The organism is Streptomyces sp. NPDC048507 (genome assembly GCF_043199995.1).
Classification (GTDB): domain Bacteria; phylum Actinomycetota; class Actinomycetes; order Streptomycetales; family Streptomycetaceae; genus Streptomyces.
In genome coordinates this window covers 86,494-103,967 of record NZ_JBICWZ010000015.1, presented here as the reverse complement: position 1 = coordinate 103,967, position 17,474 = coordinate 86,494, and the positions used below count along the sequence as shown (strand labels likewise).

The 17,474-nt window shown below is 75.4% G+C and carries 15 protein-coding genes; 11 read left to right on the top strand and 4 right to left on the bottom strand.

Going from position 1 to position 17,474, the window contains the following annotated elements:
* Nucleotides 1-19: 19 nt before the first annotated feature.
* The 3 genes from ACGFXC_RS30695 to ACGFXC_RS30685 all read right to left on the bottom strand — a co-directional run bounded on the left by ACGFXC_RS30695 (nucleotide 20) and on the right by ACGFXC_RS30685 (nucleotide 3,573).
* Nucleotides 20-859: a GNAT family N-acetyltransferase gene (locus tag ACGFXC_RS30695; RefSeq protein ID WP_393718133.1), complete on the bottom strand. Its 840-nt coding sequence runs from the start codon at nucleotides 857-859 to the stop codon at nucleotides 20-22.
* A 289-nt stretch (nucleotides 860-1,148) separates the two neighbouring features.
* The gene (locus ACGFXC_RS30690; protein WP_393718132.1) at nucleotides 1,149-1,949 is read right to left on the bottom strand and encodes a PaaX family transcriptional regulator C-terminal domain-containing protein; all 801 of its coding nucleotides are present in this window, start codon (nucleotides 1,947-1,949) and stop codon (nucleotides 1,149-1,151) included.
* 4 nt (nucleotides 1,950-1,953) lie between these two features.
* A complete protein-coding gene (locus ACGFXC_RS30685; protein ID WP_393718131.1) occupies nucleotides 1,954-3,573 on the bottom strand; it encodes an AMP-binding protein in 1,620 nt (539 codons plus the stop codon).
* A 142-nt stretch (nucleotides 3,574-3,715) separates the two neighbouring features.
* On the opposite strand from ACGFXC_RS30685, the gene ACGFXC_RS30680 reads away from it, so the two are divergent.
* Together ACGFXC_RS30680 and ACGFXC_RS30675 are read left to right on the top strand one after the other, a co-directional pair.
* Nucleotides 3,716-4,840: an acyl-CoA dehydrogenase family protein gene (locus ACGFXC_RS30680; protein ID WP_393718130.1), complete on the top strand. Its 1,125-nt coding sequence runs from the start codon at nucleotides 3,716-3,718 to the stop codon at nucleotides 4,838-4,840.
* A complete protein-coding gene (locus tag ACGFXC_RS30675; RefSeq protein WP_393718129.1) occupies nucleotides 4,837-5,235 on the top strand; it encodes a RidA family protein in 399 nt (132 codons plus the stop codon). The genes ACGFXC_RS30680 and ACGFXC_RS30675 overlap by 4 nt, the downstream gene beginning before the upstream one ends.
* A 257-nt stretch (nucleotides 5,236-5,492) precedes the next feature.
* Here ACGFXC_RS30675 and ACGFXC_RS30670 read toward each other — a convergent pair whose 3' ends face one another.
* Nucleotides 5,493-6,872, bottom strand: a complete 1,380-nt coding sequence (locus tag ACGFXC_RS30670; RefSeq protein ID WP_393718128.1) for an aminopeptidase P family protein — start codon at nucleotides 6,870-6,872, stop codon at nucleotides 5,493-5,495.
* 171 nt (nucleotides 6,873-7,043) lie between these two features.
* On the opposite strand from ACGFXC_RS30670, the gene ACGFXC_RS30665 reads away from it, so the two are divergent.
* The 9 genes from ACGFXC_RS30665 to ACGFXC_RS30625 all read left to right on the top strand — a co-directional run bounded on the left by ACGFXC_RS30665 (nucleotide 7,044) and on the right by ACGFXC_RS30625 (nucleotide 17,396).
* Complete coding sequence (locus tag ACGFXC_RS30665) at nucleotides 7,044-9,470, top strand: collagenase (RefSeq protein WP_393718127.1); 2,427 nt, start codon at nucleotides 7,044-7,046, stop codon at nucleotides 9,468-9,470.
* 82 nt (nucleotides 9,471-9,552) lie between these two features.
* Complete coding sequence (locus tag ACGFXC_RS30660) at nucleotides 9,553-10,773, top strand: NAD(P)/FAD-dependent oxidoreductase (protein WP_393718126.1); 1,221 nt, start codon at nucleotides 9,553-9,555, stop codon at nucleotides 10,771-10,773.
* Nucleotides 10,773-11,087, top strand: coding sequence for a (2Fe-2S)-binding protein (locus ACGFXC_RS30655; RefSeq protein WP_393718125.1), 315 nt, complete (start codon nucleotides 10,773-10,775; stop codon nucleotides 11,085-11,087). The genes ACGFXC_RS30660 and ACGFXC_RS30655 overlap by 1 nt, the downstream gene beginning before the upstream one ends.
* Nucleotides 11,068-12,564 (top strand): NAD(P)/FAD-dependent oxidoreductase, encoded by a 1,497-nt coding sequence (locus tag ACGFXC_RS30650; RefSeq protein WP_393718124.1) that lies wholly within the window; start codon nucleotides 11,068-11,070, stop codon nucleotides 12,562-12,564. The genes ACGFXC_RS30655 and ACGFXC_RS30650 overlap by 20 nt, the downstream gene beginning before the upstream one ends.
* A gap of 76 nt (nucleotides 12,565-12,640) precedes the next feature.
* Nucleotides 12,641-13,567, top strand: coding sequence for a dihydrodipicolinate synthase family protein (locus tag ACGFXC_RS30645; RefSeq protein WP_393718123.1), 927 nt, complete (start codon nucleotides 12,641-12,643; stop codon nucleotides 13,565-13,567).
* A gap of 21 nt (nucleotides 13,568-13,588) precedes the next feature.
* Nucleotides 13,589-14,593, top strand: a complete 1,005-nt coding sequence (locus tag ACGFXC_RS30640) for a proline racemase family protein (RefSeq protein ID WP_393718122.1) — start codon at nucleotides 13,589-13,591, stop codon at nucleotides 14,591-14,593.
* A complete protein-coding gene (locus ACGFXC_RS30635; protein WP_393718121.1) occupies nucleotides 14,590-15,627 on the top strand; it encodes a proline racemase family protein in 1,038 nt (345 codons plus the stop codon). The genes ACGFXC_RS30640 and ACGFXC_RS30635 overlap by 4 nt, the downstream gene beginning before the upstream one ends.
* A 56-nt stretch (nucleotides 15,628-15,683) precedes the next feature.
* Nucleotides 15,684-16,628: an ornithine cyclodeaminase family protein gene (locus tag ACGFXC_RS30630; RefSeq protein WP_393718163.1), complete on the top strand. Its 945-nt coding sequence runs from the start codon at nucleotides 15,684-15,686 to the stop codon at nucleotides 16,626-16,628.
* 57 nt (nucleotides 16,629-16,685) lie between these two features.
* Nucleotides 16,686-17,396, top strand: a complete 711-nt coding sequence (locus ACGFXC_RS30625; RefSeq protein ID WP_393718120.1) for a GntR family transcriptional regulator — start codon at nucleotides 16,686-16,688, stop codon at nucleotides 17,394-17,396.
* Nucleotides 17,397-17,474 lie beyond the last annotated feature (78 nt).

The window sequence follows — 17,474 nt, the reverse complement described above, 5'->3', positions numbered from 1 at the left end:
CCGCGGGGCGCGGGGGCGGTCAGAGCGCCTCCAGGCGGACCCGGTCCTCCAGCGGGGCGTAGCCGAGCCGGCGGTAGACGCCGTTGCTGGTGGGGTTGGCGACGTCGGTGAACAGCAGCACCTCGCGCGCGCCGGCGGCGCGCGCGGCCGCGGTCGCGGCGTGGGTGACCCCGGCCGCGTACCCGTGGCGGCGGGCCGCGGGCGGGGTGTAGACGGGGCCGACACGGCTCGCGCCGCCGAGGGGGCGGGAGAAGCCCGCGAGGGACACCGGGCGGCCCGCTTCCTCCCAGAGCAGGACGCCGCCGTAGGAGACCCGGTCGCGCAGGGCGCCCTCCGAGGCGCGTCCGGGCTCGCCCAGCTCCCTGGTGAACTCCTCGGTCCAGCGCAGGAGCAGGGGCAGGTCCGCCGTCCGCGCGGGCCGGGGCCGTCCGGACGGGGCGGGGTCGGGGGCGGCGAGGGCGGTGAGCCGGTGGAGCCGGGTCTCCTCGGTGACCCGGGTGGGCCTGCCCCAGGCGCCGGCCAGGGTCCGCGCGTCCGCGCGGCGGGCGTTGACGGCGTCGACCGGGGCGAGCAGCGGCTCGGTGGCGAGGTGCGGCCCCAGGGCCCGGACGGCTTCGGCGGGCAGGGCGCCGAGCACGAGCGGGAAGGGCGGGGTGCACAGCAGGGCCCCGGCCGCCTTCCCGTCGGGGCCGGTCCACCAGCCGAAGACGGGGTCGGCGGCGCCGTAGGCGTGGGGGCCGCGCCGTCGCAGGGAGTCGGTGACGGTCAGCAGGAGGGTGTCGGACACGGGTCGCGCCGCCACGGCCGGGCGGGCGAGGGCCAGGTAGGCCGCCAGATCGGTACCGAAGGTCCACGTCATGCCCCATCGTGACGGCCGCCCCCGCCCGGGCGCACCGGGTTTTCGCGGCGGCCGCGGGGCCGGGTCCGGGCGGGTGCGGTGGTGCCGGGCGGGCTCTCCCCCGCGTGGGGGAGAGGCTCCCCCCGCGCGGGGGAGGAGTGGGGCGCGGGGGGCTGGGACCTTGGGGTGTGCGGGGAGGTCCGCACACGGTCCGGGCCCCGGAGGGGCCCCGGCAGGAGGAGGAACCATGAACGTTCGCAGCGCACCGGCGGGCGCGGTACGGGGCGCGCGCCGGGCACGGCTCGGGGGGCTACGCCTCCACGAAGCGGGCGCCGGCGTCCCGCAGCCGGGCGTGCAGTTCGGCGAAGACCGCCGCGGCCCGGTCGCCCGGCCAGTCCGCCGGGAGCAGTTCGCGCGGCAGCCCGGGATCGGCGTAGGGCAGCCGCCGCCAGGTGTCCAGGGCGGCGAGGTAGGTGCGGTAGGCCGCTTCCGGGGTGGGTTCGGGGCCGTCCTGGAGGGCGCGCAGGGCCGGCTCGTGCAGGTCGAGGAACTCCTCGTGCTGCTTGGCCAGCGCGGCCAGGTCCCACCAGCGGGCCACCGCCTCGGCGGTGGGCGCGAAGCCGAGGTGGGCGCCGCGGAAGAGTTCCACGTAGGCCGTCAGGTGCAGCCGCTCCAGGGTGTGCCCGGTCTCGCGGGCCAGCTGGGCCGGGGCGATCCAGACCCCCGGGGCCACCGCGCCGAAGCCGAGCCGGGTGAGCCGGGAGCGCAGCAGGTGCCGCTTGTGCCGCTCCTGTTCCGGGACGGAGAAGACCGCGACCAGCCATTCCTCCGAGACCTGCGGGGTGCCGTAGATGCGCCGGTCCCCGTCCTCCAGCAGCAGCCGGGCCTCCTCGGAGAGGTCGTAGGCCGCCGCCCCGTCGGCCGCCTTCGCGGGCACCAGGAAGCCGCGGCGCTTCAGCCGGGACACCGAGGAGCGGACGGCGGGCGCGTCGACGCCGGCCGCGCCCAGCAGGCGCACCAGGGCGGACACCGGTACGGGTCCCTCGAAGGACCTTCCGTAGGCGCCGTAGAACGTGACGATCAGGGATCGCGGAGTGTGCTGCTCGACCACGGGTTCACTCTAGATCGCGCAGCCGGAAGCGCTGAAGTTTGCCGGTGGCCGTCCGGGGCAGCGCCGGTACGAAGACGAAGGAGCGCGGGCACTTGTGCGGGGCCAGTTCGGCCCGCATGTGGGTGCGCAGGGCCTCTTCGGTCAGTACGGCCCCGTCCCGGACGACGGTGTACGCGACGACGATCTGGCCGCGGTGCTCGTCGGGCCGGCCGACCACCGCCGCTTCGCTCACGTTCGGGTGGCGCAGCAGGGCTTCTTCGACTTCGGGGCCCGCGATGTTGTAGCCGGAGGAGATGATCATGTCGTCGGCGCGGGCCACGTAGCGGAAGTAGCCGTCGGCGTCGCGCACGTATGTGTCGCCGGTGAGGTTCCAGCCGTCGCGTACGTACTGGGCCTGGCGGGGGTCGGCCAGGTAACGGCAGCCGACCGGGCCGCGTACGGCCAGCAGCCCGGGCTCGCCGTCGGGCACGGGCCGCCCGGCGGGGTCCACGACGCGGGCCTCCCAGCCGGGCACCACCCGGCCGGTGGTCCCGGGGCGGATGTCGTCGTCGGCGGCGGAGATGAAGATGTGCAGGAGCTCGGTCGCCCCGATGCCGTTGATGATCCGCAGTCCTGTGCGCTCGTGCCAGGCCCGCCAGGTGGCGGCGGGCAGGTTCTCGCCGGCCGAGACGCAGCGGCGCAGCGCCGACAGGTCGTAGGCGCCCGTGTCGTAGGGGCCGAGGGCGTCGAGCATGGATCGGTAGGCGGTGGGGGCCGTGAACAGGACGGTGACCCGGTGCGCGGCGAGCGCGGGCAGCAGCGTCCGGGGTGCGGCCTGTTCCAGCAGCAGCACCGAGGCTCCGGCGCGCAGCGGGAAGACGACGAGGCCGCCGAGTCCGAAGGTGAACCCGAGCGGGGGGCTGCCGGCGAACACGTCGTCGGGGCGGGGCCGCAGGATGCGGTGGGAGAAGGTGTCGGCGATGGCGAGGAGGTCACGGTGGAAGTGCATGCAGCCCTTGGGGCGGCCGGTGGTGCCGGAGGTGAAGGCGATGAGCGCCACGTCGTCGGCGGAGGTCTGCACGGCGGGATACGGCGCCGGACGCGCCTCGGCGAGCCGCAGCAGGTCATCGGGCCCCTCCCCGCCGTAGGCGGTGATCCGCAGCCCGGGCACCTCCGCCTTGACGAGGTCGTCGAGGGAGTCCGTGTGGCAGACGGCGTGCTGCACCCGGGCCATGGAGCACACCGTCGAGAGCTCCTGGGCCCGTTGCCGGTCGAGCACGGTGACGGCCACGGCGCCCGCCTTCATCACCGCCAGCCAGCAGGCGGCGAGCCAGGGCCCGGTCGGTCCGCGCAGCAGCACCCGGTTGCCGGGAACGACTCCGAGGTCGGCGGTGAGGGCGTGGGCGAGCGAGTCGACGCGCTCGCGCAGCTCCCCGTACGACCAGACCTCGCCCGAGCCGCCGCGGAAGGCGGGGCGGTCGGGCCCCCACTGTTCGATGGTGGCGTCGAGCAGTTCGGCGCCGCAGTTCAGTCGGTCCGGGTAGGCCAGTTCGGGCAGCTCGAAGAGCAGCTCCGGCCAGGCGTCGGCGGGTGGCAGGTGATCGCGGGCAAAGGTGTCGGCATGAGCGGAAGGCTTGAGCTCCAAGGCGGGTTCGCCCCCTTGCGACGTCCGGGCGGGTGGAGCCGGCCGTGCGGTGCGTCTCCCGGCTCACCACCGGGAGGTGCCCCTAGAGCGTATCGTGATGGTGACGACAGTCAACAGGACGCGATAAGACTGGGGCATTCGGATGGCCGGATTCGCGCTCGGGGCGGAAGAAGAGCAATGGTGTGCGCGGTTGCGCACCCTGTCGCGGGAGCGGCTGCGGCCGCTCGCCGAGAAGGGTGAGCCCGGCCGGGTGAACCGGCCGCTGCTGGCGGCGCTCGGGGAACTGGGACTGCTGGAGAGGGTGTTCGCCTCCGGTGCGCTGGAGCTGTGCCTGCTGCGGGAGTCGCTCGCCTACGGTTGCACGGAGGCGGAGACGGCGCTGGCCCTGCAGGGGCTGGGCGCGCACCCGGTGCTGGCGGCGGGCAGCCCGGCGCAGCGCGAGCGGTGGCTGCCGGGAGTGCGGGAGGGCCGGCTGGTGGCGGCGTTCGCGCTCAGCGAGCCCGGTGCCGGTTCGGACGCGGCGGCCCTGGAGCTGGAGGCGGCCCCGGACGGGGCGGGCTGGCGGCTCGGCGGGCAGAAGTGCTGGATCTCCAACGCCCCGGAAGCGGATTTCTACACGGTCTTCGCCCGGACGGGTGAGGCGCCGGGCGCGCGGGGGATCACCGCCTTCCTGGTTCCGGCCGACCGGCCCGGACTCGGCGGCGAGGCCCTCGACATGCTCTCGCCGCATCCGATCGGCTCGCTGTCCTTCGACGGGGTCCCGGTCGGCCCCGAGGACGTACTGGGGGAGCCCGGTCAGGGGTTCCGGGTGGCGATGGGCACCCTGAACCTGTTCCGGCCGAGCGTGGGCGCCTTCGCGGTCGGCATGGCGCGCGCGGCCCTGGACGCCACCCTGGCGCACACGGCGGCCCGTACGGCCTTCGGCGGGGTGCTGGCCGACCTCCAGGCCGTCGCGCACCGGGTCGCGGAGATGGCCACGCGCACCGAGGCGGCCCGGCTCCTGGTGTACGCGGCGGCGGGCGCGTACGACGCCGGGTCCCCGGACGTCCCGCGGCGGGCGGCGATGGCCAAGCTCCTGGCCACCGAGACGGCGCAGTACGTCGTGGACCACGCCGTCCAGTTGCACGGGGCGGTCGCGCTGCGCCGCGGCCACCTGCTGGAGCACCTGTACCGCGAGGTGCGGGCGCCCAGGATCTACGAGGGGGCCAGCGAGGTGCAGCGCACCATCATCGCGAAGGAGCTCTACCGGGGGGTGGCGGCGCGATGAGCCTGGAGCGGATCAATCCCGAGGGGCTGTCCCCGGCCACGGGCTTCTCGCACGCCGTCACCGCGACCGGGGGACGGCTGGTGTTCCTGGCGGGCCAGACGGCGCTGGACGGTGCCGGCGCGATCGTGGGGGAGACCCTGCCGGAGCAGTTCGAGCGGGCCCTGGCCAATCTGCTGGCCGCCCTCGCGGCGGCGGGCGGCGCCCCGGCGGACCTGGCCCGGGTGACGGTGTACGCGGTGGACGTCGAGGACTACCGAGGGCACGCCGCCGAGCTGGGGCGGATCTGGCGCCGGCTGGCGGGGCGGGACTATCCGGCCATGGCGGTGGTCGGCGTGGTCCGGCTCTGGGACACGCAGGCCCGGCTGGAACTGGACGGCATCGCAGTCCTGCCGTAGGCGCCCCCCGGCGACCCGGCGACCCGGCGACCCGGCGACCCGGCGACCCGGCGACCCGGCGACCCGGCGACCCGGCGACCCGGCCCCCCGGCGGCCCGGTGGCCCGGTGGCGCGGGGATCCGGGGGAGCCGCGGACGCCGGCCCCGCCGCCTGTCGCGGACCCGCACCCGCGGCCACCGCCCTCGCCGCCGGCTCCCGCCCCAGCCTCCCAGCCCCCGGCTCCCCTCCGGGGTGGGCGGGGCCCGGGCCGGGCCCGGTCAGGCGTTCGCGGAGTCCAGCAGGGTGCCCATCCACTCCTCCACGCCGGCGACCGTCCGGGGCAACGCCCCCGACATCAGCCGCGCCCCGTCGGCGGTGATGACCAGGTCGTCCTCGATGCGCACGCTCACCCCGCGCAGCTCGGCCGGGAGCGTCTCGTCGTCGGGCTGCAGGTAGAGGCCGGGCTCGACGGTGAGGACCTGGCCCTCCTCCAGGACCCCCTCCAGGTACGTCTCGGCCCGCGCCTTCGCGCAGTCGTGCACGTCCAGTCCCAGCATGTGCCCGCTGCTGCACAGCGAGTACCGCCGGTGCAGGTCGCCCTCGGCGTGCTTGAGGACCCCCCAGTGCGCGAGTCCCTCCGCGATGACGCGCATCCCCGCCCGGTGGAAGTCCCCGAAGCTCGCTCCGGGCCGCAGCGCCGCGATGCCCGCGTCCTGCGCGGCCAGCACCAGTTCGTAGACCTGCCGCTGCACCGGTGAGAACCGCCCCGACAGCGGGAGGGTGCGCGTGATGTCGGCCGTGTAGAGGGTGTCCGTCTCCACGCCCGCGTCCAGGAGCAGCAGTTCGTCCCGGTCCAGCCGGCCGTCGTTGTGGATCCAGTGCAGGATGCCCGCGTGGGCGCCGGAGGCGGCGATCGTGTTGTAGCCGGTTCCGTTTCCCTCCGCCCGGGCGCGCAGTCCGAAGACCCCCTCGATCCAGCGTTCTCCGCGCGGATGGGCGAGCGCCCGCGGCAGGGCCCGTACGACGTCCTCGAACCCGGCCGCCGTGTGGTCCACGGCCACTTGCAGCTGGTCGACCTCCCACGCGTCCTTGACCAGCCGCAACTCGGACAGCGCGGTGGCGAGTGCGGCGTCGTCGGCGGCGCTGCGCGCGGGCGGCGCGCCCAGGGTGTCCAGGTGCGCGCAGCGGATCCCGGTGAGCCGCTCGGCCTCCGCCAGGTCGGGGCGGCGCCCCACCCAGAACTCCCCGTAGCGGCGGTCGCGGAAGAACTCCTGGTTGCCGTCCGCCCGGGAGGAGCGGGGCCTCAGGTAGAGCACCGCCTCGTGGGCGTGCGGTCCGGACGGCTCCAGCGCCAGGACGTGGCCGGCCTGGTCCTCGCCCGTCAGGCCGGTCAGCCACGCGTACGCGCTGTGCGGCCGGAAGCGGAAGTCGGCGTCGTTGGAACGGACCGTCAGTTCACCGGCCGGTATCAGCAGCCGCTCGCCCGGGAAGCGCGCCGACAGCCGGGCGCGGCGGGCCGGGGTGAGGGCGTACGCGGGCACGCGCCCCGCGGCGGGGAGGGGGGTGGCCGCCCAGTTCCCGGCCATGAAACGGGACAACTCTGCTGATACCGGCCGGTCGTGACTGCCGGTGTTGAGGCGGGAGGAGGTGTCGGTCACGGAGGCTCCCTCAAGAAGTACCGAACTGGTGGGCGCACAGGGCTTGTCAGTGCAATTTCACATTACTATGTTACAGCTCACATCGCGGCACGTTAATCCCCGTCAAACGCCGTGTGAAGCAGGGCAGTCAGCGCACCACTTCCCCCACCTCCCTCCCAACAGGAGCATCCGGTGTCCCAGCACAGAGCTGTGCGTACGTCCCTCCTCTCCGCCGCCGTGGCGGTCACCCTCCTGGCCACCGCCGGCCAGGCCGTGACCCAGGCCGCCGAGCGGGGCACCACCGGCGCCGTACCCGGCGCCCCGGTACCCGGCGCCCTCACCGGCGGCGCCCCCGGCGCGACGGGCGCCGCCGCACCGAACCCCTTCGACGAGGTGGACCGCCTCGCCGAGGCCAAGCCGCTCGTCCCGGCCCCCGCCCCGGCCCCCGGCGGCACGGCCGTCGCAGACGGCAAGGTGCCCGGCGCCGCCCCGGCCGTCTCCGCGCCCGGCTCCGCCTCGTCAGCCGAACGCGCCGAGAAGAGCCGCGCGTCGGCCTCCGCGCAGGCCGCACCGACCGCGCGCGGCGTCGCGGGCGGCGTCCCCTGCACCCTCGACGGGATCACCGGCCTGACGCCCGAGCAGTTCGCGGACTTCCTCGCCGACCCGGCCGTCACCGCCGACGGCTGTCTGCGGGGCCTGATCTGGACCTGGGACGCGCGCCTGGCGCCCGTCATGTCGGACGCCCACGTTCAGGCGGTCTCGCGCCGGATATCCGGCCTGGCCGCCGCCCACGACGGCCGGGGCACCTCCCACCTGGAGGAGATGTTCACCTACCTGCACGCGGTCGCCTACCACGACTTCTCGCGCGACGAGATCGACGTCACCGACGCCCCGACCACGGCCGCGATCCGCAAGGCCATCGACGACTTCGGGGGCGCCGCCCGGACCTTCGACGTCACCCCCTCCAACGCCCGCACCCTGCGCGAGGCGCTCTACTCCTCGGGCCCGGGCCTGCGCCAGCACCAGCTCGGCCTCATCAAGAAGGTGCTGGCCACGATGGACGCGGCCCACCCGGCCACGAACACCGACGCCTCCTGGGGCGGTGCGGTGCTCGCCGCGCTCTCCGTCAACTACCTCGGCGTCTACCCGGGCAACCAGGACGCCGCCTTCCACGCGGCCGCGCTCGCCGACCCCGCCTACCGGGCCGCCTTCAAGGCCTTCGCCGGCTACACCCACCTCAAGGGCACCGGCAACGCCTGGGTGGCCCGCGACGCCCTCGGCGAGTTCGGCCGCTTCGGCCAGATCGAGGGCCTCAAGGACCAGACCACCGCGGACCTCGGCGCCCTGCTGGGACCGGTCAAGTCCGGCTGGGGCAACGGCAGCGAGCAGTGGGCGAAGCTGGTCTCCTGGCTGAACTTCTACGAGGCCTGCAAGCCGTACGGGGTGTGCAAGGAGGACATCGAGAAGCAGCTCTTCCCGTACACCTACACCTACGACAACGGGGGCATCAAGGTCCGCACCGCCCTCGACCGGGCCACCGTCGACCAGCTCTACTACGCCAGCAAGCAGGTCAAGACGCAGTTCCACCGCGTGCTGGGCACCGACCAGCCGCTGGCCGGCGACCCCAACACCACCCTGAACATCGTGCTCTACGCCTCCCGCGCCGACTACGAGAACTACCACCCCATCCTCACCGGCTACGGCACCAACAACGGCGGCATCTACATCGAGGACGGCGCCACCTTCTACACCTACCAGCGCCGCGTTCCCCAGGACTCCTCCCTCACCCTGGAAGAGCTCTTCCGCCACGAGTACACGCACTACCTCAACGGACGCTTCGCCGTCCCCGGCTTCTTCGGCCAGGGCCCCTGGTACGACGGCGACCGCACCACCGCCATGGACGAGGGCACCGCCGAGTTCTTCGACGGCGCCACCCGCGACAACGGCATCGCCGTCCGCAAGTCCCTGGTCCGCGGCATCATGAGCGACACATCCGGCGGCGGCCCCCGGATGAGCGTCCAGCAACTGCTCAACGCCACCTACGACGGCGACGGCTTCCGCTTCTACAACTACGCGGGCACGTTCTTCGAGTTCCTGTGGACCGAGAAGCCCTCCCTGCTGCGCGAGATGTACGGCCGCCTGCGCGCCAACGACGTGGCGGGCTACGACGCCTGGCGCAACCGGATGGGCTCCGACACCTACCTCCAGCGCGACTACGACCGCTTCCTGGACGCGCAGATCGCCAAGGTGGACCAGCTCTACGTCCCGAACACCAGCTTCACCGCCAACGACCAGCTGCGCGACTCCGCGCTCGCCTCGGTCAAGTCCGCCTTCGCCACGGCCACCTACAACACCCCGGACTGCGTGGAGAACGGCGACCCCGGCAAGCGCCGCTTCACCTGTACGGGACGGATCACCGCGAACCTGAAGAACTGGCGCAGCGACGACCAGAACTTCAAGGACATGTCCGAGACGGTCGACTACTTCATCCTCGACCGCACGGCCCCGGTCTCCAACAACTTCACCGACATGAACTGCTCCTTCGGCCCGGTGGAGATCTGGACCAACAAGGTGGCGGGGACGTCCTCCTACAGCTGTGAAGGCCCCCTGCGCAGCTGACCCGGATCCGGGCCGGTCCCGATGCCCTCGGGGGGCGGGACCGGCCCGGCACCCCTTCTAGAGAATGTGACATCTTACTCCCGTGTCCCAGACCCACTCCCCGGACGTCGTGATCATCGGCGCCGGTGTCGTCGGAGCCGCCTGCGCCTACTACGCGAGCCGCTCCGGACTCTCCGTGGCGGTGGTCGACCGCGGCTCCGTGGCGGGCGGCACGACCGGCGCCGGGGAGGGCAACCTGCTCGTCTCCGACAAGGAGGCGGGCCCGGAACTCGCCCTCGCCCTCCTGTCGGCCAGGCTCTGGCGCGAGCTGGCCGCCGCCTTGCCCGCGCAGACCGAGTACGAGCCCAAGGGCGGCCTGGTCGTCGCCCCCGACGAGACCACCCTGGGGGCCCTGCGCGCCTTCGCGGACGGCCAGCGCGCCTGCGGGGTCCTCGCCGCGGAGGTGGGGCCCGACGAACTGCGCGAGCTGGAGCCGCACCTGGCCCCGGGCCGGGCGGGCGGCTTCCACTACCCCCAGGACGCCCAGGTCCAGCCGGCCCAGGCGGCGGCCCGCCTGCTGGCCGCGTCCGGCGCCGCCCGCCACCTCGGCGAGGAGGTCACCGAGGTGCTGCTGCGCGGCGGCCGGGCCGTCGGCGTCCGCACGTCCCGGCGCACCCTCCTCGCCCCGGCCGTGATCAACGCGGCGGGCACCTGGGGCGGTCACATCGCCTCCCTCGCCGGCACCACCCTGCCCGTCATGCCCCGCCGCGGCTTCGTCCTCGTCACCGAACCCCTGCCCCGCGTCGTGCGCCACAAGGTCTACGCCGCCGACTACATCGCCGACGTCGCCAGCGACTCCGCCGCCCTGCAGTCCTCGGCCGTGGTCGAGGGAACCCCGGCGGGACCCGTCCTGATCGGCGCGACCCGCGAACGCGTCGGCTTCGACCGCGGCCCGTCCACCGAGGCCCTGCGCCGCCTCGCCGGCCAGGCGGCCCGGCTGTTCCCCGTACTGGCCGGCGTACGGGTCCTGCGCAGCTACCACGGCTTCCGCCCCTACCTCCCCGACCACCTCCCGGCGATCGGCCCCGACCCCCGCGTCCCGGGTCTGCTGCACGCCTGCGGCCACGAGGGCGCCGGCATCGGCCTGGCCCCGGCCACGGGCGCCCTGATCGCGGCGGTCCTGACCGGCGCCGCACCCCCGCTGCCCCTCGCGCCGTTCCGCCCGGAGCGCTTCGAGGAGCCGGGGGAGCCGCCGCCCGCGTCCCCGTCAGCGGCCCCGCCCGCGTCCCCGCCCCGGCACCACACCCCCGAGGAGCACCCCTGATGCGCCGCAGCCCCCGCTCGCTGGTCGGCGGCACCCCGCAGGCCACGTTCCCGATCGGCTTCGACGGCCGCGAACTGCCCGCCCAGGAGGGCCAGTCCATCGCCGCCGTCCTGTGGGCCGCCGGGATCCTCGCCTGGCGCACCACCCGCGAAGGCGGCGCCCCGCGCGGGGCGTTCTGCGGCATCGGCTCCTGCTACGACTGCCTCGTCACCGTCAACGGCCGCCCGAACCGGCGCGCCTGCCTCGTCCCGGCGCGCCCCGGCGACGCCGTCACCACCCAGGAGGGCACCGGACATGCCGACCTCGCCGTCTGAGCGCCCCCACCGCGGCCCGGCCCCCGCCGACCTCGCGATCGTCGGCGCCGGCCCCGCCGGACTCGCCGCCGCCGTCACCGCGGCCCGGCTCGGCCTGCGCGTCACCCTCCTCGACGCCGGGGAACGCCCGGGCGGCCAGTACTACCGCCACCCCGCCGCCGGCCAGGGCGCGGCCCGCCCGCAGGCCCTGCACCACGACTGGCCGGCCTTCGCCACCCGCGAAGCCGCCCTGCGCGCCCACGTGGCGGCGGGCCGCATCGGCCACCTGCCCTTCCACCACGTCTGGACGGTGGTCCCGGACGGCGACGGCGGCTGGACCCTGCACGCCGTCGCGGGCCCCGAGGAGCGCGCGGTGAGCGTCGCCGCCCGGGCCGTGCTGCTCGCCACCGGCGCCTACGAGCGCCAACTGCCCTTCCCCGGCTGGACCCTGCCGGGGGTGATCGGCGCGGGCGGGGCGCAGGCCATGCTCAAGGGCGGCCTCGTCCTGCCCGGCCGCCGCGTCCTCGTCGCCGGGAGCGGGCCGCTGCTGCTCGCGGTGGCCGGCTCCCTCGCCGCCGCCGGAGCCACCGTGCCCGCCGTCGTCGAGGCCGCCTCGTACACGGCGTACGCCACCCGGGGCCCGGCCCTGCTGCGCAACCCCGCCAAGCTCGCCGAAGGCGCCGCGTACGGCAGCGCCCTGCTGCGCCACGGCATCCGGCTGCTGACCCGGCACGCGGTGACGGCGGCGCACGGGCGCGACCGGGTCGAGGCCGTCACCGTCGCCCGCCTCGACCGGGACTGGCGCCCCGTGCCCGCCACCGCCCGCCGGATCCCCTGCGACGCCCTCGCGGTGGGCCACGGGCTCGTGCCCCAGCTGGAGCTGGCCACCGGTCTCGGCTGCGCCACCCTGCGCGCCCCGGACGGCACGGTCGGCCTGGAACTGGACGCGGAGCAGCGCACCTCCGTGCCCGGCGTCTGGTCCGCCGGCGAGACCGGCGGCGTCGGCGGCGCCCAACTGGCCCTGACCGAAGGCGAGATCGCCGCGTACGCCGTTGCCGCGCAGGCCGTCGCCGCGTACGCGCCCGCCGCGCGCCCCCCAGCTACCGCCCCGGTTCCGGCGGCCCTCATCCGGCGCCGCGCCCGGCTGCGCGCCTTCGCCGCGGCGATGGCCGCCGCGCACCGCCCCGGCGCGGGGTGGACGGACTGGCTGTCCGACGCGACGCCTGCGTGCCGCTGCGAAGAGGTCCCGGCGGGCCGGATCCGCGAGGCCGTCGACGCCCTCGGCGCCCGGGACGCGCGTACGGTCAAGCTGCTCACCCGCGCCGGGATGGGCTGGTGCCAGGGCCGGATGTGCGGTCCGGCCGTCGCCGCGCTGGCCGGCGAGGAGCCCGCTCCCGACCGCCGCCCGCTCTCCTGCCCGGTCCCGCTGAGCCATCTGGCCGCCCTGCCGCCGGACCCGGTCCCCGGTTCCGGCGAACTTCCGCCCGCCGCCCGCTGATCCGGACCGCTCCGGCCCTTGTGGCCGCCTCGCGTCCCCTAGTAAAATGTCACACACCACAAAAGGGAGTCTGCTCATGACCCACGCGCCCACCCCCGCGCCCCGCCCCGACACCCGCACCCGCCCCTGGCACGGCATCATGGTCGCCACCGCCCTGCCCCTGCGCGAGGACCTCAGCGTCGACCACGACACCTACGCGGAACACGTGGCCTGGCTGATCGCCGAAGGCTGCGACGGCGTCGTCCCCAACGGCTCCCTCGGCGAGTACCAGACCCTCACGGACGAGGAACGCGCCCGTGTGGTGCGCACCGCCGTCGAAGCCGCCGGGGACGGCTCCCGCGTGATGCCCGGCGTCGCCGCCTACGGCAGCGCCGAGGCCCGCCGCTGGGCCGAGCAGGCCGCCGAGGCCGGTGCCGGCTCGGTCCTGCTGCTGCCCCCCAACGCCTTCCGCGCCGACGAGGCGACCGTCCGCGCCCACTACGCCGAGGTGGCCGCCGCCGGCCTGCCCGTGGTCGCGTACAACAACCCCATCGACACCAAGGTGGACCTGACCCCGCAGCTGCTCGCCCGGCTGCACGCCGACGGCAGCATCGTCGCCGTCAAGGAGTTCAGCGGGGACGTCCGGCGCGGCTACGAGATCGCCGAACTCGCCCCCGGCCTCGACCTGCTCATCGGCGCCGACGACGTCCTCCTCGAACTCGCCCTCGCGGGCGCGGTCGGCTGGATCGCCGGCTACCCCAACGCCCTGCCGCGTTCCTGCGCCACCCTCTACCGGGCGGCCGTCGCCGGTGACCTGGCGACCGCACTGCCGCTGTACAAGGCCCTGCACCCGCTGCTGCGCTGGGACTCCAAGACCGAGTTCGTCCAGGCCATCAAGCTCTCCATGGACCTGGCCGGCCGCCCCGGCGGCGCCACCCGCCCGCCCCGCTTCCCGCTCACCGGCGAGACGGTGGCGGCGGTGCGCGCCGCCACCGAGAAGGCCCTCGCCGAAGGCCTCAACTAGCCCTCAGGGAGACCGAGACCCATGCGCACGCGACACGTCTACCACGCGGTGGACTCGCACACCGAAGGCATGCCGACCCGGGTGATCACCGGAGGGGTCGGGGTCGTGCCCGGTGCCACCATGGCCGAGAAGCGGCTCCACTTCGCCGAGCACTCGGACCACGTCCGGACCCTGCTCATGTACGAGCCGCGCGGCCACGCCGCGATGAGCGGCGCGATCCTCCAGCCGCCCACCCGGCCCGACGCCGACTTCGGCGTGCTCTTCATCGAGGTCTCGGGCCTGCTGCCGATGTGCGGGCACGGCACGATCGGGGTGGCCACCGTCCTGGTGGAGACCGGCATGGTCGCGGTGACCGAGCCGGTCACCACGGTCCGCCTCGACACCCCGGCGGGGCTGGTCAGCGTCGACGTACGGGTCGAGGGCGGCGCGGCCACCGCCGTCACCCTCACCAACGTCCCCTCCTTCGGCGCCGGCCTGGACCTGAAGGCCGAGGTGCCCGGCTTCGGCACGGTCACCTACGACCTCGCCTACGGCGGCAACTTCTACGCCTTCGTCGAACTGGACGCCCTCGGGCTCCCCTTCGACCGCTCCCGCAAGGACGACCTGCTCGCCGCGGGCCTCGCCGTCATGGAGGCCGTCAACGCCGGCCCCGACCGGCCCGTCCACCCCGAGGACCCCTCGATCGCCGGGGTCAAGCACGTCTACCTCGCCGCCCCCGGCTCCGACGCCCGGCGCTCCCGGCACGCGATGGCCATCCACCCCGGCTGGTTCGACCGCTCGCCGTGCGGTACGGGAACCAGCGCCCGCATGGCCCAGCTGCACGCCCGGGGCCTGCTGGAGCTGGGCGCCGACTTCGTCAACGAGTCCTTCATCGGCACCGAGTTCACCGGCCGCCTCACCGCGCGCACCACCGTCGGGGGCCGGCCGGCCGTGGTCCCCGCAGTCACCGGGCGGGCCTGGATCACCGGCACCGCCCAGTACTTCCTCGACCCGGCCGACCCCTTCCCCGGAGGGTTCCTGCTGTGAGCGCCGTCCGCACCGTCCGCACCACCGACTACCACACGGCGGGGGAACCCTTCCGCATCGTCGACCTCACCGACGGCGCCGGATCCGGCGTCCCGCCCGCGCCCGGGGACACCGTCGCCGAACGCTGCGCCACCGCCATCGGCACCGGGGGCTCGGGGACCGCGCCCCGGCCGAGCGCGCTGGACGACGTACGGCGCCTGCTGGTGCAGGAGCCGCGCGGGCACGCCGGGATGTACGGCGGCTTCGTGGTCCCGCCGGACGACGACGGGGCCCACTTCGGGGTCCTGTTCTGGCACAAGGACGGGTACTCCACCGCCTGCGGCCACGGCACCATGGCGCTCGGCGCCTGGGCGGTGGACACCGGGCGCGTCCCGGCGCCGCACGACGGGGACGTCCAGGTGCGCATCGACGTGCCGTCGGGCCGGGTCGCCGCCACCGTCCACCGCGACGGGGGCCGCACCACGGGCGTCACCTTCCGCAACGTCCCGGCCCGGGTGGCCGCCCGCAAGGTGCCCGTGGCCACCTCGCTCGGCCTCGCGGAGGCGGACATCGCCCACGCCGGGGCCTGTTACGCCTCCGTCGCCGCCCGGGACCTCGGCCTGGAGGTGACCCGCGCCGCGCTGCCCGGGCTGGTGCGGGCCGGCCGGGAGATCCGCGCCGCGCTGGCCGCCCACCCCGCCACCTGGCACCCGGACGGGCCGCTGCTGTCCGGGGTGTACGGGGTGGTGCTGTACGAGGAGCTGCCCGACACGCCGTTCGGGCCGCACCAGCGCAACGTCACCGTCTTCGCCGACGGACAGACCGACCGCAGTCCCTGCGGCTCCGGCACCAGCGCCCGGCTCGCGCTGCTCGCGCGGGACGGGCGGCTGGGGGAGGGGCAGGACCTGCTACACGAGTCGGTGACGGGCACGGTGTTCACCGGCCGGATCCTGGACGGCGGGATCACCGAGGTCACCGGCACCGCCTACCGCACCGGCGAGCACACCTTCACCGTCGACCCGTACGACGCCCTCGGGGCGGGGTTCCTCCTGTGACGGGCCGCGCCGCGGAGCCCGGGCTCCCCGCCCCCGGCGTCCCGGGGTCCGCCGGGCTGCCGCAGCTCGGCGCCGAACGGACGGCCCGGCTGCTCACCCCCGGGCGGGCCGCCGACGCCCTGGCGGACGCGCTGCGCGCCGGGCTCGACCCGGAGGGCTGTCCCCGGCGCTCCGCCCTGCGCGTGCCGGGCGGCGGCGAACTCCTCCTGATGCCCGCCGCCTCGGGCGGGTACGCCGGGGTGAAGATCGCCGGGGTCGCCCCGGGCAACCCCGCGCGCGGACTGCCCCGGATCACCGGGAGCTACCTGCTCCTGGACGGCCCGACGCTGAGCCCGCTGGCCCTGCTCGACGGGGCGGCCCTGACCGCGCTGCGCACCCCGGCCGTCTCGGCGCTCGCCTTGCGGTACCTGGCCCCGCCCGGCCCGGCCGGGCGGCTGGTGCTGTTCGGCTCGGGCCCCCAGGCGTACGGGCACCTCGACGCGGTGTGCGCCGAGCGGCCGCCCGCCGAGACGGTGGTGGTGGCCCGCGACGCCGGTCGGGCGGGCGAACTGGCCGCGTACGCCCGGCGGCGGGGCCTGCCGGCCCGTACCGGCACCGCGGCGGACGTGGCGGGCGCGGACCTGGTCGTCTGCTGCACCACGGCCCGCGAACCCCTCTTCGACGGACGGCTGGTGGCGCCGGACGCGCTGGTGGTCGCCGTCGGCTCGCACGAGCCGGACGCCCGCGAGACCGACACGGCCCTGGTGCGCAGCGCCGCCGTGTACGTGGAGTCGCGCGCGGCGGCGCTGCGCGAGGCGGGGGACCTGCTGATCCCGGAGGCCGAGGGGGCGATCGGCGCCGGTCATATCAGCGGCACCCTGTCCGACCTGGTGCGCGGCCGGATCTCGCGGGGAGAGCGGCCGGGTCGTCCACAGCTCTTCAAGAGCGTGGGCATGGCCTGGGAGGATCTCGTCGTGGCGGTCGCGCTGTTCAGGGCCGCCGGGGCGAACAGCGCAACGTGACATTGTACGCTGTTCCTCTGCTCGTCGGCGGTGTCGGGTGGTCTCGGAGGAAAAGCAATGGGTGACCTGAAACAGCACAGTCTCATCAAGGCCCAGGAAAGGCTCCGCGACCAGGTCGGCCACGCCCTGCGGGCGGCGCTCATCGCCGGGGAACTGCGCCCGGGGAGCGTCTATTCGGCCCCCGGCCTCGCCTCCGAACTCGGCGTCTCCGCCACGCCCGTGCGCGAGGCCATGCTCGACCTGGCCCGCGAGGGGCTGGTCGAGCCCGTCCGCAACAAGGGCTTCCGCATCACCGAGGTCAGCGAGCGCGACCTCGACCAGTACACCGAACTGCGCACGATGATCGAGGTGCCGACCATCGGCCGGATCACGAAGATCGCCACGGCCGGGCAGCTGGAGGCCCTGCGCCCCATCGCCGAGGAGATCGTCACCAGCGCCCGCGAGCACAACCTCATCGGCTACCTGGAGGCCGACCGCCGCTTCCACCTGGGCCTGCTCGCCCTCGCGGGCAACGACCGCCTGGTCGAGACCGTCGGCGACCTGCGCAAGCGCTCCCGCCTCTACGGGCTGACGGGCCTGGACGAGGCCGGCAAGCTGGTCTCCTCGGCCGAGGAGCACATCGAACTCCTCGACCTGATGCTGACCGGGGACTCCGAGGCCGCCGAGGCCTGTATGCACCGCCACCTCGGCCACGTCCGCTCCCTGTGGGCCCAGGGCCGCGACGAGCCGGTCGGCCGCACCCCCGGGGGCCTCGGCTCCGGCGTCTGACCGCCCCGCTCCGCTTCTGCCGCTCCGCTCCGCGCGATCCGTCGGGCGGCCCCGGCCCACGTGGCCGTGGCCGCCCGA